This window comes from Hungatella hathewayi WAL-18680, from assembly GCF_000235505.1.
GTDB lineage: Bacteria > Bacillota > Clostridia > Lachnospirales > Lachnospiraceae > Hungatella_A > Hungatella_A hathewayi_A.
Genome location: NZ_JH379027.1, coordinates 2007635 through 2021853, shown reverse-complemented (window position 1 = coordinate 2021853; position 14219 = coordinate 2007635). Strand labels below are relative to the sequence as shown.

Genomic DNA, 14219 nt, shown 5'->3' with positions numbered 1-14219 from the left:
ACCAATTCATCCCTCTATCACCATTTTCTACCACTTTGCACCACTTTGTACCACTTGTATCCTAATTCTAGTATAAATGTAAGAAAAAAGCAAGAAAAAATTGCAAAAAAATAGGGCAGCTGCAAAGGTTTCTGCAGCTGCCGCTAGATATGGATTCTTTTAAAAATCTGCCACTATATATCGTTCAATCAAACTGTCCAGCTTTACGCTGTTCTCATAAATTAATTCGTACTCCTCTCCCTCATCGATACTCCGGTTCAGCGCCTGTCTCGCCTTCTCAATCTTATCGATCAGGTCTTTTTTCATTTCTTCTCTCGCACTCATATGTGCTAATCTCCTTTAGTACTCCGTTTAATTTTTCTGTGGTTCCATAACAGTATCGCCCCCGATACCAGGACTAAAATTAACGATAACGCCTGAGATACCGGTACACCTGTGTTGAAGAAAATCAGCTGGTCTGTGCGAAGGCCCTCAATCCATACTCTGCCAAGGCCGTAGCCAAACAGATAAATCAACATCATTTCTCCCTCAAATTTCTTGCGGTGGCGGTACCAGAGCATAAAGGCAAGGACTCCCAGATTCCAAACGGATTCATATAGAAATGTGGGATGAACCTGTATATACTCGATGCCGTTTTCCACAATCAGATGATTGATCAGGTCACTGGAAATCATACTTTCATTTACCAGGGACCGCTTGAGCCTCATAGCCAGAAGGCTATCAGTATAACCTCCGAAAGCTTCGCAATTAAAGAAGTTCCCCCAACGCCCGATAATCTGTCCTGTGACAAGGCCCAGACAGCCACTGTCTGCCATGGTAAAAAATGACAGTTTTTTCACTCTGGTGTACACTATCAGAGTGATGACCGCTGCTATCACACCGCCGTAGATGGCCAGCCCGCCGGCTCGCAGATTCAGGATTTGGAGGAGGTCGCCTTTATAGTTGTCCCATGCAAAAGCGACGTAATAAAGTCTTGCTCCTATAATTGAGAATATAATTGCATATAATGCGAAATCTAAGTAATCTTCGGGATTCTGCCCCCTTCTTTTGGCATCTGACTGCGCAACCCAGATACCAGCTAACATACCCAAACCAATAATCATCCCGTAAAAGGTGATTGGGAATCCGAAGACTGAGATACTGTTCCGTAGATGTTCAATCCTGATACCCAAATGCACGAAACTAATATCTGCTGCTGTAATCATTATGTATGCTCCTTTCAAGGTTTTCTCCATTTTAACGCCAAAAGGTCGAAAATGCAACGAATTTCGCACGACAAATTTTTACAAAGATTGACAATTTTGTCGAATTTTCGCCCCATCATCCATATTTAGTCTTTTCTTTACATGGGTTTTATGATATGCTTATTTAGTTATTCCGATAGATTCAGATAATATAGGAAGGTAATCTGTTATGAAATTAGGTATTGTTGGTCTGCCAAATGTAGGCAAAAGTACGTTATTCAACTCCCTGACAAAGGCTGGCGCGGAATCCGCCAACTATCCGTTCTGCACCATCGACCCCAACGTGGGCGTGGTTCCGGTACCGGACGAGCGTCTGAAACTTCTGGGAGATTTGTATCACTCAAAGAAAGTAACCCCGGCTGTGATTGAGTTCGTGGACATCGCCGGTCTGGTCAAGGGTGCCTCCAAGGGCGAGGGCCTGGGCAACCAGTTTTTATCCAATATCCGCGAGGTGGACGCCATCGTCCATGTGGTCCGCTGTTTCGAGGATGCCAATGTGATTCACGTGGATGGCAGTGTGGACCCGCTGCGCGACATCGAGACCATCGATCTGGAGCTGATATTCTCCGACATCGAGATTCTGGATAGAAGAATTGCCAAGACGGCCAAGGCCGCCAACAATGACAAGTCTCTCGCCAAAGAGCTGGTTGTCTTAAAGGACATGAAGGCTCATTTGGAGGACGGGAAACTGGCCCGCAGTTTTGAAAGCGACGACGAGGATGCAATTGCATTTATCAACAGCCTGAATCTGCTGACCTGGAAGCCGGTTATCTTTGCCGCTAATGTCAGCGAGGACGATCTGGCCGACGATGGAGAGAATAATCCATACGTGCAAGAAGTCCGCAAATTCGCTGAGGAGAACGCCTCCCAGGTGTTTGTCATCTGCGCCCAGATTGAGCAGGAGATTGCCGAGCTGGAGGAAGATGAGAAAAAGATGTTCCTGGAAGAGCTGGGTCTCAAGGAATCCGGCCTGGAAAAACTGATTGCCGCCAGCTATGAGCTGCTGGGCCTTATCAGCTATCTGACCTCCGGGGAGGACGAGACCAGAGCCTGGACCATCAAGGTGGGCACCAAAGCGCCTCAGGCCGCCGGAAAGATTCATACCGACTTCGAGCGCGGGTTTATCCGGGCCGAGGTTGTGAATTACCAGGACCTGCTGGACTGCAAGACTTACCCGGCCGCCAAGGAAAAGGGGCTGGTTCGTCTGGAAGGCAAGGATTATGTGGTAAAAGACGGCGACGTGATTCTGTTCCGGTTTAATGTATAATTGGATTTGCTGCTAAAAAATCTGGCCGCCGGGTGGTTCTTCCGCCCGGCGGCCCTGTTTTGTTATGCTGACTGATATCCGCTCCCGTGTGCTCTTACTCTACCTCGTCCTCGCCTACCAGCTCGTCATACTCCTGGCTGTCCAGCAGTTCATCGAAGGCGTCGGCTACGATTTCGTACTCGTCGTCATCTTCAATATTCTCAAGGTTCGGCTGTCCATCCTCAGATTCGGAATAACGGTACAGATACACTTCTCCCTCATCCGCCTCTTCTCCCTCTATCGGAAGTAATGCGATGTAATCCCTCTCGCCTGCCGTAAAGATGGTCAGCACGACGCACTCTACCTCGGTGTCATCCTCCAGTGTCAGGGTTACTGTCATCTCTTCCTGTCCATCTTCATTGCATCCGCAATTACAATCTTCGCTATGTCCCATGTCGGTACCTCTCTTTTCTTCATTCATCGTTTACTCCGGCAGCTCGTACCTGCCTGGTTCCACTTTAACAAAAACCGGTGGGAAAATCAAGGGTTTTCTCAATACTCAATTCCCTCTCTTGCCGCCACCCCGTTATCAAAGGGATGTTTCACCTTTTTTATCTCGGAAATGTAGTCGGCGCGGGCCTGCAATGCTTCCGACGGATTCCGGCCTGTCATGATAAGTTCCAACTGCTCCGGTCGTGAATCTAACAAGTCTGACAGCCGTTTTTCCTCCACCAGATGGCAGCTGCAGGATGCCATGATTTCATCCAGTATCATCATGTCCGCGCGGGTTTCCACCGCCATGGACCAGGCCCGCTCCAGGAGGCTTTCGTAATAGGAGGGCGGCCTCCCGCTTCTGTTCCTCCGTCATCTGGAAATAAAACCCGAAGGTCTTCTCGCAGGGCAGAACGGTGATGCCGGGGATGGAGCGCAGCACCTCCACCTCGCCGGAGTCCTCGGTCTTTAAAAATCTGGCTATCACCACTTTTTTTCCACGGCCTGCGGCCCGGACGGCCAGACCTATGGCGGCGGTGGTTTTTCCCTTTCCGTCCCCACAGTAAATGTGCACATATCCTTTCATGATTTCTCCTTCTTTCCCGTACGTCGTCTCCATTCCATTTAACATCTATGGCATACGCTTACTGTTTCACCGTTACATTCTTCGAGGGCTCCAGATATTCCCCGATAAACCGGGAGGCCTCCTGGCGGCGGCCGTAGCGCTCCTTCACGTAATAGACATGAAGGCGGTCTTTCGCCCTGGTCATGGCCACGTAGAACATGCGGCGCTCCTCCTCCATGTCGGCGTCCAGCATGGCTTTCCGGTGGGGAGTGATTCCCTCGTTGGCATCCATGATGTAGACCACCTGGAATTCCAGTCCCTTGGAACTGTGCATGGTCATCAGCGCCACGCCCTCCGGTTTGGATGTCTGGTCCTGGGCCTTCTGCTTCAAACGTTCTCCGTACTCCTTCATGTGGGCGTACCAGGCGTCCATAGTCTTGTAGGCGGCGGCGCTCTCCAACAGCTGGTCCGGGATTTCCAGAAGCTCCTCCGGTTTTAAGCGGCGGAATCCGGCGTACTCCTTCAGATAGTCGTCATAGCCCACCGCCTTCCGGATGTAGGTGACGGCGGCGGCCGGCGCCATGGTCTTTATCATTTTCAAATCATATTCCAGCTGCTCGATCCGCTCCACCATCCAGTTCTTGTCCTGGTAGAAGGATTTGACGGCCTCAAAGGACACCGTCTGCTCCCCTAAGGAGTCACGGCTGACGTAGCGGTTGGGGCGGTTGATAATCTGGAGAATGTTGGCCCGGCTCAAATCCCCGTGGGCGGCCCGGATGTAGGAGAGAATGTTCTTCGTGATCCAGTGCTCGTAGAGATTGGGCAGAGTGTCCTTCATGTGGAAGGGAATGTTGTATTCCATCAGCCGCTCCACTAAAAGCCGGGGATTCATGTTGGTGCGGTACAAGACCGCGATGTCGGTCAGCTGGTATCCGGCCTGGACATATCCCTGTAGCTCCGATACGATTTTCTGGGTCTCCTCCATGGCGTCCTTGCAGGCCACGGTGATGATGGGACGGCCGGAGCCCCGCTCGGCGGTGATTTCCTTTTCGTACCGCTTTTTGTTGTGCTCAATCAGGCGGACGGCCGGCTTTACGATGTCCTCGGTGGAGCGGTAATTTCTGCCCAGAAGAACGGTCTTCGCCTCCGGATAATCGTTTCCAAAGCCCAGCATAATCTCCGGCTTCGCGCCGCGGAACCGGTACACCGACTGGTCGTCATCCCCCACGATAAAGAGATTGTCCTCCGGCCTGGCCAGCATCCGCACGATTTCGTACTGGATACGGTTGATATCCTGGAACTCATCAATTAATATGTACTGATATCTCCCCTGCCATGCCTCCAGAATGTCTTTTCTCTGGGCGAACAACTCGTAGCACATCACCAGCATGTCGTCAAAGTCAATCAGATTGGCCTGCTGCATTTTCTTCTCGTAACCGTTGTACAGGCGCTTGAAGATTTCCTCGGAGCAGTTTTTGGCGTAATAGTGTTCCAGGTTTACCATCTCGCCTTTGACGGAGCTGATTTCCGTCAAGATGGAACTGACGAATTCATTTTCATCCTCCACATCCAGCTCCAGACGGTCCATCAGCTCCTTCACGAACTGGGTGCGCTGCTCGTCCCTGGCGATGTTGGAGGCGTCGTAGCGGTAGGCGTATTTTAATATGGTAAAAAAGACGGAGTGGAAGGTGCCGAAGCTGACTCTGGACGGTTTGCCATCCATGAGACGCTCAAACCGCTCCCGCATCTCCCTGGCGGCGGCCCTGGTGAAGGTGATGACCAGGATTTTGGACGAATCCACGCCGCACTCCTCAATCAGATGCTTCGTCCGGTGGGTGATGACGGTGGTTTTGCCGGAGCCGGGACCTGCCAGCACCATCATGGGGCCGCGGTTGTGCCTGATTGCCTCCATCTGTGATTTGTGAAATGCCATCTGTATGTGTACCTCTTTTCAAGTGAAAATGCGGGAAGACGGATTGCTCGCCGTCTCCCCGCATTGTTCTGTTTTATTCTGTGTTTACGCTTCCAGCAGTGCAATCCCTTTTCGGATTCTGTCCAGGGACTCTTCTTTTCCCAGCACTTCCATAATCTCCGTGGCTCCCGCCGGGGTCATCTGCTTGCCGGACACCGCCGTGCGGATTGGCCACATCACATAACCGGTCTTGCAGCCCTTCTCCTCCACGTATTTTGCCAGCAGCGCATATAGAGCGTCGTTGCTGAAATCCTCCTGGGCCTCTAAGAGAGGCAGCACATCCTTTAAGACCGCAAGGGAAGTCTCCTCGTTAGTCTTCATCTTCTTGTGGGTGTACATGGCCTTGTCGTATTCCGGCAGTTCCTGGAAGAAATCGATATGCTCCGCAATATCCGGGAATACCTCGATTCTCGTCTTTACCATATTGGCAATCTTCTTCAAATCCAGGTCCTTCTTGATGGTCTCCTTTAAGTAAGGCTCCGCCATCTCGTAGAAGGCGTCAAAGTCCATGGATTTCATATACTCGCCGTTCATCCATTTTAATTTGGTCACGTCAAAGACCGCCGGGGACTTGCTCATGTGGCGGTAGTCAAACTGCTCCACCAGCTCCTGCAGGGAGAAAATCTCCCGGTTCTCCTCCGGGGACCAGCCAAGAAGGGCTACGTAGTTCACCACAGCCTCGGACAGGAAGCCCTGCTCAATCAAATCCTCGTAGGAGGAATGGCCGCTTCTCTTGCTCAGCTTCTTGTGCTCCTCGTTGGTAATCAGCGGGCAATGCACATAGACCGGAACCTCCCAGCCGAAAGCCGCGTAGAGGCGGTTGTATTTCGGGGAGGAGGAAAGGTACTCATTTCCCCGGACCACGTGGGTGATGCCCATGAGATGGTCGTCCACCACGTTGGCAAAATTGTAGGTGGGGTATCCGTCGGATTTGATTAACACCATGTCGTCCAATTCCGAGTTGTCCACCGTGATATCTCCGTAAATCTCATCGTGGAAGGTGGTGGTTCCCTCCGTCGGGTTGTTCTGGCGGATGACGTAAGGCTTTCCGGCCGCCAGATTGGCTTCCACCTCTTCCTTCGTCAAATGCAGGCAGTGCTTGTCGTAGGTCATAATCTCCTGTCCGTCCACCACGGTCTTTAAGGAGTCCAGTCTCTCCTGGTCGCAGAAGCAGTAATAGGCCTCGCCCTTTTCCACCAGCTTCTTTGCATAGTCCAGATAGATTCCGGCCGCCTGTCTCTCACTCTGCACGTAAGGGCCCACGCCGCCGTCCTTGTCCGGTCCCTCATCATGAATCAGACCGGTTTTTTCCAGCGTCCGGTAAATAATCTCCACCGCTCCCTCCACATAACGCTCCTGGTCCGTATCCTCAATCCGGAGAAGGAAATCTCCCCCCTCGTGTTTGGCAATCAGGTAGGCGTACAGTGCCGTTCTCAAATTCCCTACATGCATTCTTCCGGTAGGGCTCGGTGCGTATCTTGTTCTCACTCTGCTCATGATATATACTCCTGTATCTTCTTTATATTTATAGTAATTTAATTATCTTGTCCATTATATTATGAACAAGTTCATAATCGTTATCTACACGGCTTCGCCGGCAGTCTTTATTATATAACGTACTTTTAAAAAAGACAAGTCTCCCATTAGAACCTGAAATAAATAAATGGATTGTAGCCGCTGGCCATCATCTCGCACACGGCCAGGACGAAAACTGCCACAACGGTCACATCGCTTATAACGCCCAGATTCTTCTCCTCCAGCTTCCGGTGTAGCCTTGTAAACAGCGGCGTGCAGAACAGGATGGAAACGGCGAACTGGAGCAGGAATTTGCCGCCGCACAGCAGCTCGGCCAGTTCCCGCTCGTGGGTGCCCATCAGGGTGAGGGAGAACATATCTCCGATAAAGCCCAGGGCGGCTCCCATGGTGTCGGCCCGGAAGAAGACCCAGCCGATACCCACCACCAGCAGAACGTAGATGTGGCGAAGGAAGGATGGCAGTTTTTCCAGGATTTTTCGAAGCCACAGCTTCTCCAGTATCAGGAACAGGGCGAAATAAAGTCCCCACAGCAGGAAATTCCAACTGGCCCCATGCCAGATGCCGGTCAGGGCAAAGACGATGAGGAAGTTGCGGCAGTTTTTGAACAGGCCCTCCCGGCTGCCGCCTAAGGGAATGTACACGTAGTCCCGGAACCAGGTGGACAGGGAAATGTGCCACCGTCTCCAGAATTCGCTGATGCTTTTGGAGATATAGGGGTCGTTGAAGTTCTCCAGGAAATGGAATCCGAAGATTCTTCCAAGACCAATCGCCATGTCGGAGTAGGCCCAGAAATCTAAGTATACCTGAAGGCCGTAGCAGATGACGCCGACCCAGGCATAGATGACGCCGATTCCGGGCTCCAGCACGAAGGCCAAATCAGCAGCCTTGCCGACAGCATTTGCCAGAAGGATTTTCTTGATGAAACCCACCATAAAGCGGAAAACGCCCTCGTAGACGTCGGACAATCTGGCGCTTCTGCTTCCAATCTCCTGCTCCACGTCAGAGTAGCGGACGATGGGGCCGGCAATCAGCTGGGGAAACAGCATGACATAGAGGGCCAAATCCGGCAGACTGCGCTGGCAGGGGACGGTCTCCTTGTACACGTCAATCAGATAGGACATAATCTGGAACGTGAAGAAGGAGATGCCGATGGGGAGGGCGATGGCCGGAATGATGGAAGCCACCGGCTGGCCCGTTATCTTCCCGGCAATCCAGGCCGCGGTATCGCCAAACAGGTTTAAATATTTGAAAATGATTAAGATTCCGATGTTGTAGGCCAGTCCCAGGATGAACACGATGGTCCGGCGTCGTCCGCGCTCCATGGAGGACAGCTTGAGGCCGCAGACCCAGTTGACCAGGACGGACAGGAATAACAGGCCCAGATAGGACACGCCGCCGTAGGCATAAAAACAGATGGAGCAAAACAGCAGAACCGCGTTTTTCACCCGGATCTTGTGGGTGAGGGCGGCCAGGGCGTAAAGTGTCAGCGTGATGGGCAGAAATATGAATAAAAATACCGGAGATGAAAATACCATGTGTGTTATGTTCTCCTTACTCTTCCTGGCGGAGCACTTCCGGGTGCTCCAGCACGTAGTCAATAAATCCGAAGCTCATGCTCGGGATGGAGGGCTCGTTGACCTCCAGTATCAGGATGTCGATATCCTGGAAATAGGCTTTCATGTCCACATCGTTGTAGTCGTGGAAAATCTCCAGATTGCCGAAAGCGTCGGTGAATATCTGGTCATTTTCCATATAGACGTTTTTGCCAAAATAGTTGTTACGGATGATGGCGGACAGGCTCTGACCCATGAAACTGCCGCCACGGCAGAGCATGCCGGGGGCGTCGGTGGCGCTGTCTGTCACCTCGATGACCGGCTCATAGTACTGGTCATAGGATTTCTGAAGCAGGTTGAAGGTGTTGAAGGCGTCGGAATCCGGGTATACCGGCTCCTCGCAGGGGCGGGCCGTGATGGACAGCTCCGGGAGGTTGTAGCCGCTCTTCTCTTCAATATAGTCGCCTAAGGCGGCGCCTGCTAAATTGCCCACGTAGGTGGACCAGTGGACGCTTGTCCTGTAATACAGGGGGACTCTGGCGTCGAATTCCTGGCGGTGGGTGTCGATGTAGTCGATGCTGTCGAAATAGTTTAAGTCGGTGGCCCGCAGTGCCTCCATCAGGCGCTCGTAATTGCCGTCGGTCCGCTCCGGGGCCATGACTTTGTCTACCCAGGGGAGTTCTTCCTCATAGTAGCGGACTTTGCAGGGGGTGATGTACACGAAAGTCTGGATGTCGTTTTCGGCGGCCAGGGCTTCTACTTTTTCGATTTTGGACACAAGGTCTCTGGCGAAGTCCTCGGTGACCGGCTCGTTGTACTGCATGTAGGCGCTGACATTTCCCCAGGTGAACAGATTGCGGTCCATGTTCATGCTGTAATTGTTGTTGGGGGTGGTGGCCAGCAGGGAGAAGGTGAGCTGGTTTCGCAGGCGGACCATCAGGGGCTTGCCTGGGAGGTTCTGCTGGATGTACTGCTCAAAGTCGGTCTGGGCCTGGCCGGATAATATGTGATTCACGGTTATATCGGGGAAGGCTTTGGCATCTTCTACGCCACTGGTGGAGAAATGGGCGTCCAGTTTGCCGAATATGATGGGAAGCAGCAGCGTTGTGGCGGCTGCGGTCAGGAACGTGAGGTATCTTACTGTTTTTTTCATGGTTGGGACTCCTGGTCTGTAAGTTGCTGGGTGTGATGCATTCGATATGAATTATGCCATAAAATGGGCGGGGGCGCAAGGGTGTGGGGTGTTAAAATGTTGTGGGGAAATTATATTTATAATTATAAGAAAAAGCTGGTTGACAGGGGCGGGGCGCGGTGATATACTGGAAATCCTTTACAATTCTATACCACGGGATTCCCCCGGAATGAATCCGGGAGAGTTGGCGCTTGGGATGTTAGAAGCGCCTGACCGCTTGGCAAGATATTATTGTGTACGTGAGTTTTTTTGAGTTTGATGGGTGAGTCCGCCATGCGACCTCGACTCCGCTTTGCTGCGTCTCGGTCACGGGCTTCGCCCTATCAAAAAAGACAACGAAAGATTTGCTTATGTGCGAGCACAACGCGAATCTTTCGTCGCCTTTTTTGGCATGGCTCATGGCTTGCGTGGATATGACTACCAGGAGGAATGAATCATGATTACAGTGGAACACATCAACAAGACCTTTCAGGTCGCACGGAGGAATGCTGGGTTTTCGGAGGCATTGCACTCTCTTTTTCACAGACAGACGGAGACGGTTCACGCATTGACGGATTTATCATTTACCATCCAGGATGGGGAAATGGTGGGCTATATTGGGCCTAACGGTGCGGGGAAAAGCTCCACGATTAAAATTTTAAGCGGTATTCTGACACCGGATTCCGGCATCTGCCGGGTCAATGGCTGTGTGCCGTGGGCGGACAGACGGGAGTATGTCAAAGATATCGGGGTTGTCTTTGGACAGCGGACACAGCTGTGGTGGGACGTGCCGGTGATTGACTCTTTTGGGCTGCTGCGGGACATTTACCAGGTGCCGCAGGCACAGTACCGGGAGACGCTGGAGGAGCTTATCACCCTCCTCTCCCTGGAGGAAATCATCCGCACTCCGGCACGTATGCTGTCCCTGGGCCAGCGGATGCGGTGTGAGATTGCGGCTTCCCTTCTTCACAGCCCCAGTCTTCTGTTTCTGGACGAGCCCACCATCGGTCTGGACGCCGTGTCCAAGCTGGCGGTTCGGGATTTCATTGTCACCTTAAATGCCAGGCACAAGACCACCGTCCTCATCACCACCCACGATATGCAGGATATTGAGGCCCTGGCCAAGCGGGTGTTGTTAATCGGACGGGGACAGCTGCTGTTGGACGGGACGCTGGAGGATTTGAAATCCCACCGGCCGTCACCGGACTCCACCCTGGATGAGATGGCGGCTGCCCTGTACCGGGACTATCAGATATAGGGAGGTGACGGACATGAGAACATATCTGTCATTTTTCCGTATGCGTTTTATTCATGGATTACAGTACCGGGCGGCGGCATTTTCCGGTATTATCACCCAGTTTGCCTGGGGATTTATGGAGATTCTTCTGTTTCGGGCGTTCTACGCGGCCGGGGCGGGCGCATTTCCCATGAGCTTTCAGGCGCTGGTGAATTATACCTGGCTTCAGCAGGCGTTTCTGGCCCTGTTTATGACCTGGTTCTGGGAGGGGGAGTTGTTTGACTCCATCACCAGCGGGAATGTGGCCTACGAACTGTGCCGGCCGGTCAGTCTCTATGGGATGTGGTTCGTCCGGGGGCTGGCAGTGCGGCTATCCAAGGCGGTGCTGCGGTGTCTGCCGGTGCTGCTGCTGGCTTCCCTGATGCCGGCTCCTTTCCGGATGACACTGCCGGGGGATGGCGGCACGGCGGTGTGGTTTCTGCTGTCCATGGTTCTGGCCTGGCTCAATGTGGTGGCGTTTGGGATGCTTGTGTATCTGTGCGCCTTCTTCACCATTTCCGCCCAGGGGCTCAAAATGATGGTGACCTCGCTGTCGGAATTCTTAAGCGGGGCGGTGATTCCGCTGCCGTTTCTGCCGGACGGAATCCGGAGTGTGGTGGAATTGCTGCCCTTTGCCTCCATGCAGAACGTGCCGTTTCTGATTTATGGGGGGACGCTGGCAGGGAATGATATGATGAGGAGTGTGGGGCTTCAGATATTCTGGCTGGCTGTGATGGTCTTAGCGGGACGGCTCCTGGAAGCGCGGGCGCTTAGACGGGTTGTGATTCAGGGTGGCTGAGAGAGGGGGAGATTTGATGAGACAAATTCGATTGTATCTGCATTTTCTGGAAATTCATGTGGAAAGTATGATGCAGCATAAGATGTCCTTTCTCCTGACGACGATTGGACAGTTTCTTGTTTCGTTTAATGTGTTTTTAGGGGTTTTCTTTATGATGGAGCGGTTCCACCAGGTGAACGGATTTACCTACCCGCAGGTGCTGCTGTGTTTTGCCATTACGCTTAGCTCGTTTACGCTGGCGGAGGCATTTTTCCGCGGGTTTGATATGTTTTCCGGCATGATTGGAAATGGGGAGTTTGACCGGGTGCTTCTTCGTCCTATGGGGCCGATTTACCAGGTGCTTTGCAGCAAGTTTGAGCTGACACGCGTCGGACGGCTGCTGCAGGCCATCGTCATGCTGGCTTACGCCATTCCCCGGAGCCAGGTGGACTGGACGGGGAGGCGGGTCATGATACTGGTGACGATGATTGCCGGGGGGACGGCTGTGTTTGCGGGCATCTTCATCATCTATGCATCCCTCTGCTTTTTTACGCTGGAGGGTCTGGAGTTTATGAATGTGTTTACGGACGGGGCCAGGGAATATGGGAAATATCCCATTGGCATTTACGGAAAGACGGTTCTGACTGTCTGCACCTACCTGATTCCCTTTGCCCTGTTTCAGTACTATCCGTTTTTGTACCTGGTGGGTATCTCCCACAACTGGTGGTATGCCTATCTTCCATTTGCCGCTTTTCTCTTTCTGATTCCCAGCCTGATGCTGTGGCGGCTGGGGATGAGGCATTATCAATCTACCGGTTCATAAGCTGGGGCGAAACTGCCGCTTGTGCCGGATGACGGCGCTGTTTTCAGAGTTTTCAACGTGTAAATGATGACTGCGATGGACATCGCAAAGGTCAACACGTCCGATACTGGCATGGAATAGAGAACACCGTCCAGACCGAACCAGACCGGCAAGAGCAGGGCAAAGCCCACTCCGAATACCACCTCACGCACCATGGACAACAATGTGGAAGCCAGGGCTTTGCCCAGGGACTGGAGGTAGATAAAGGTCGCTTTGTTGACGCAGGCCAGAATGATCATGCAGAGATAGATCCGGAATGCCTTGACTGCAAAATCCGTGTAGTAAACGCTCTCGTTGGCTGCCCCGAAGATGGCGATGAGCTGTCTTGGGAAACATTCCACGATGAGGAAGGCGATGGCGCCCACGACGGCTTCCGCGGCCAGCAGCATTTTGAAAAGGCTTGCCGCCCTGTCCTTTCGGTTGGCGCCCATGTTGTAGCCCACGATAGGAATGCAGCCGGCCGCCATGCCCACCACAATGGAGATGACTATCTGGAAAAATTTCATCACGATTCCCACCACGGCCATGGGAATCTGGCCGTATTCCGGCTGGCCGAATATGATGTCGAGGGCGCCGTATTTTTGAATCATGTTGTTGATAGCTGCCATGGCGGCCACCAGGGAAATCTGGGACAGGAAGCTGCAAAGTCCCAGCGGCACGAAACGTTTTATCAAATAGGCGCTGAGATGAAAGCTGCGGCGCTCCAGGCGCATTGCTTTCATGTGACAGAGGTACCAGACGGCCAATCCCGCGGTGAGGGCCTGCCCCAGCACGGTAGCCAGCGCGGCGCCCATCATTCCCCAGTGAAATCCAAAGATGAAGATGGGGTCCAGGATGATATTGACCACCGCACCGGCAAGTGTGGAAATCATGGCGAACTTGGGATTTCCGTCGGAGCGGATGATGGGGTTTAACGCCTGCCCAAACATATAGAGCGGGATGCCGATGGATATCCATGTGAAGTATTCCTTCGACTGGACGAAGGTCTCCTCATTGACCCGGCCGCCAAACATGGTGATAATCGGTTCCTGGAATAGGAAGTAAATGGCGGTCAGAATGAGGCTGATGACGATGCACAGCACTACGGAGTTGCCCACGCTGCGGTGGGCGTTCTCCTTCTGTCCGGAGCCGAGACTTAGGCTGACAAAGGCACAGCAGCCGTCACCGATCATGACGGCCAGCGCCAGGGCTACCACGGTGAGCGGAAACACGACTGTGTTAGCCGCATTTCCGTAACTGCCCAGGTAACTGGCGTTGGCGATGAAAATCTGGTCGACAATGTTGTAGAGCGCGGCTACCAGCAGGGAGATGATACAGGGAACTGCATATCCCCGCATCAGCACGCTGAGGCGCTCGGTTTCTAAAAATGAGTTTGCTTTGTTATCGTTCAACAATAATCCCTCCATGTTCTGTGTTAAAATTTGATGAGTAAGCGTACAAAAAAAGTGCGTAAATCCAAAACCCTGGATTTACGCACTTCGCCACTCGGTCTTATTTATTTTAGCACTTTATGGGTTTAAAAGT

The 14219-nt window shown here is 52.5% G+C and carries 12 protein-coding genes and 1 pseudogene; 4 read left to right on the top strand and 9 right to left on the bottom strand.

Features of this window, described 5'->3' with window-relative positions; genetic code table 11:
* Nucleotides 1-159: 159 nt before the first annotated feature.
* Both HMPREF9473_RS26780 and lgt read right to left on the bottom strand, forming a co-directional pair.
* Nucleotides 160-324, bottom strand: a complete 165-nt coding sequence (locus tag HMPREF9473_RS26780; RefSeq protein ID WP_006779781.1) for a Spo0E family sporulation regulatory protein-aspartic acid phosphatase — start codon at nt 322-324, stop codon at nt 160-162.
* A 5-nt stretch (nt 325-329) separates the two neighbouring features.
* Nucleotides 330-1205, bottom strand: a complete 876-nt coding sequence (lgt, locus tag HMPREF9473_RS09025; RefSeq protein WP_006779780.1) for a prolipoprotein diacylglyceryl transferase — start codon at nt 1203-1205, stop codon at nt 330-332.
* Between the two features lie 208 nt (nt 1206-1413).
* Between lgt and ychF the strand changes: the two genes are divergently transcribed.
* On the top strand, nt 1414-2511 hold the full coding sequence (ychF, locus tag HMPREF9473_RS09020; RefSeq protein WP_006779779.1) for a redox-regulated ATPase YchF: 1098 nt from the start codon (nt 1414-1416) through the stop codon (nt 2509-2511).
* Nucleotides 2512-2605: 94 nt separating this feature from the next.
* Here the strand turns inward: ychF and HMPREF9473_RS09015 are convergent, their stop codons facing one another.
* The 6 genes and pseudogenes from HMPREF9473_RS09015 to HMPREF9473_RS08990 all read right to left on the bottom strand — a co-directional run bounded on the left by HMPREF9473_RS09015 (nt 2606) and on the right by HMPREF9473_RS08990 (nt 9761).
* Nucleotides 2606-2971 (bottom strand): DUF1292 domain-containing protein, encoded by a 366-nt coding sequence (locus HMPREF9473_RS09015; protein WP_006779778.1) that lies wholly within the window; start codon nt 2969-2971, stop codon nt 2606-2608.
* Nucleotides 2972-3042: 71 nt separating this feature from the next.
* A pseudogene (locus HMPREF9473_RS28710) lies at nt 3043-3568 on the bottom strand (cob(I)yrinic acid a,c-diamide adenosyltransferase).
* A gap of 58 nt (nt 3569-3626) precedes the next feature.
* Entirely contained in the window at nt 3627-5480 is a 1854-nt protein-coding gene (locus tag HMPREF9473_RS09005) for an ATP-dependent helicase (protein WP_006779775.1), read from the bottom strand.
* Nucleotides 5481-5564: 84 nt separating this feature from the next.
* Nucleotides 5565-7016 carry a glutamate--tRNA ligase gene (gene gltX / locus HMPREF9473_RS09000; RefSeq protein WP_006779774.1) on the bottom strand — a complete coding sequence of 484 codons (1452 nt, stop codon included), beginning with the start codon at nt 7014-7016 and terminating at the stop codon, nt 5565-5567.
* A 146-nt stretch (nt 7017-7162) separates the two neighbouring features.
* Nucleotides 7163-8590 carry an MBOAT family O-acyltransferase gene (locus HMPREF9473_RS08995; protein WP_006779773.1) on the bottom strand — a complete coding sequence of 476 codons (1428 nt, stop codon included), beginning with the start codon at nt 8588-8590 and terminating at the stop codon, nt 7163-7165.
* Nucleotides 8591-8606: 16 nt separating this feature from the next.
* Complete coding sequence (locus HMPREF9473_RS08990) at nt 8607-9761, bottom strand: alginate O-acetyltransferase AlgX-related protein (RefSeq protein WP_006779772.1); 1155 nt, start codon at nt 9759-9761, stop codon at nt 8607-8609.
* Between the two features lie 475 nt (nt 9762-10236).
* Here HMPREF9473_RS08990 and HMPREF9473_RS08985 point away from each other — a divergent pair, with 475 nt between their 5' ends.
* From HMPREF9473_RS08985 to HMPREF9473_RS08975, 3 genes are read left to right on the top strand one after another with little or no spacing between them, the layout of a single operon-like run.
* Nucleotides 10237-11037: an ABC transporter ATP-binding protein gene (locus tag HMPREF9473_RS08985; RefSeq protein WP_006779771.1), complete on the top strand. Its 801-nt coding sequence runs from the start codon at nt 10237-10239 to the stop codon at nt 11035-11037.
* A 13-nt stretch (nt 11038-11050) separates the two neighbouring features.
* Complete coding sequence (locus tag HMPREF9473_RS08980; RefSeq protein ID WP_006779770.1) at nt 11051-11854, top strand: ABC transporter permease; 804 nt, start codon at nt 11051-11053, stop codon at nt 11852-11854.
* 16 nt (nt 11855-11870) lie between these two features.
* Nucleotides 11871-12656: an ABC transporter permease gene (locus HMPREF9473_RS08975; RefSeq protein WP_006779769.1), complete on the top strand. Its 786-nt coding sequence runs from the start codon at nt 11871-11873 to the stop codon at nt 12654-12656.
* Here HMPREF9473_RS08975 and HMPREF9473_RS08970 read toward each other — a convergent pair.
* Nucleotides 12638-14086 (bottom strand): MATE family efflux transporter, encoded by a 1449-nt coding sequence (locus tag HMPREF9473_RS08970; RefSeq protein WP_434059274.1) that lies wholly within the window; start codon nt 14084-14086, stop codon nt 12638-12640. The genes HMPREF9473_RS08975 and HMPREF9473_RS08970 overlap by 19 nt on opposite strands.
* Nucleotides 14087-14219: the final 133 nt, after the last annotated feature.

Coding starts and splice junctions, on each gene's coding strand:
- HMPREF9473_RS09005 (WP_006779775.1), bottom strand. CDS start 5,480: ATGGCATTTCACAAATCACAGATGGAGGCAATCAGGCACAACCGCGGC.
- HMPREF9473_RS08980 (WP_006779770.1), top strand. CDS start 11,051: ATGAGAACATATCTGTCATTTTTCCGTATGCGTTTTATTCATGGATTA.
- HMPREF9473_RS08975 (WP_006779769.1), top strand. CDS start 11,871: ATGAGACAAATTCGATTGTATCTGCATTTTCTGGAAATTCATGTGGAA.
- HMPREF9473_RS26780 (WP_006779781.1), bottom strand. CDS start 324: ATGAGTGCGAGAGAAGAAATGAAAAAAGACCTGATCGATAAGATTGAG.
- gltX (WP_006779774.1), bottom strand. CDS start 7,016: ATGAGCAGAGTGAGAACAAGATACGCACCGAGCCCTACCGGAAGAATG.
- HMPREF9473_RS08990 (WP_006779772.1), bottom strand. CDS start 9,761: ATGAAAAAAACAGTAAGATACCTCACGTTCCTGACCGCAGCCGCCACA.
- ychF (WP_006779779.1), top strand. CDS start 1,414: ATGAAATTAGGTATTGTTGGTCTGCCAAATGTAGGCAAAAGTACGTTA.
- lgt (WP_006779780.1), bottom strand. CDS start 1,205: ATGATTACAGCAGCAGATATTAGTTTCGTGCATTTGGGTATCAGGATT.
- HMPREF9473_RS08985 (WP_006779771.1), top strand. CDS start 10,237: ATGATTACAGTGGAACACATCAACAAGACCTTTCAGGTCGCACGGAGG.
- HMPREF9473_RS08995 (WP_006779773.1), bottom strand. CDS start 8,590: ATGGTATTTTCATCTCCGGTATTTTTATTCATATTTCTGCCCATCACG.
- HMPREF9473_RS09015 (WP_006779778.1), bottom strand. CDS start 2,971: ATGAATGAAGAAAAGAGAGGTACCGACATGGGACATAGCGAAGATTGT.